Consider the following 673-nt stretch of genomic DNA (forward strand, 5'->3'; position numbering starts at 1 on the left):
CCATGGTTTAGGCGCACTTATCAGCGCACTGGCCGGTGCCATCTTGCTTGGCATGGTCTGGCAGCGTGGTGATGGTTGGCAGATTGCCGGTGCCACAACCTTTTGTGTGACGCTTACCCTCCTCTACCTAGCCTCAACCCTTTATCACGCCAGTCGTAGCCGTCGCCGACGGGCCATACTCGAGGTCTTCGATCATAGTGCTATCTTTCTGCTGATCGCCGGTACGTATACTCCGTTTACCCTGATCAGCCTGCGCGGTACACTGGGCTGGACGTTGTTTGGTCTGGTTTGGGGTTTGGCTCTAGCCGGTGTGGTAATGAAACTTTTTCTCACTGGTCGGTTTCGTTTACTTTCGACGTTGATCTACATCGGATTGGGATGGCTGGTAGTTATTGCTGCCGATCAGGTGTTACAGACCCTCAGCCCACTAACGATTGGGCTATTGGTTGCCGGTGGTGTGGCCTACACCGCCGGAACGCCATTTTACATGTTATCACAGCGACGTTACATGCACGCTATCTGGCACGGCTTCGTGCTCCTCGGCAGCCTGTTTCATTTTATCGCGGTAGCGTTGGTTGTCTTTTAAGAGTATATCCGGACTCCCTCACCTTCCCCCCTAGCCCCCCTTCCTCTCCCGCGCTGCGGGCGAGGAAGGGGGGATGGTTGGTTCCCC

At 55.4% G+C, this 673-nt stretch carries 1 protein-coding gene; it reads left to right on the forward strand.

The window, feature by feature from the left end; translation table 11 throughout:
- Positions 1-586: PAQR family membrane homeostasis protein TrhA (gene trhA, locus JE47_RS0120225; protein ID WP_031461467.1), on the forward strand; the 586-nt coding region annotated here is incomplete at its 5' end.
- Between the last annotated feature and the right edge of the window lie 87 nt (positions 587-673).

It is taken from the genome of Chloroflexus sp. MS-G (assembly GCF_000735195.1).
In the GTDB taxonomy this organism is placed as follows: Bacteria; Chloroflexota; Chloroflexia; order Chloroflexales; family Chloroflexaceae; genus Chloroflexus.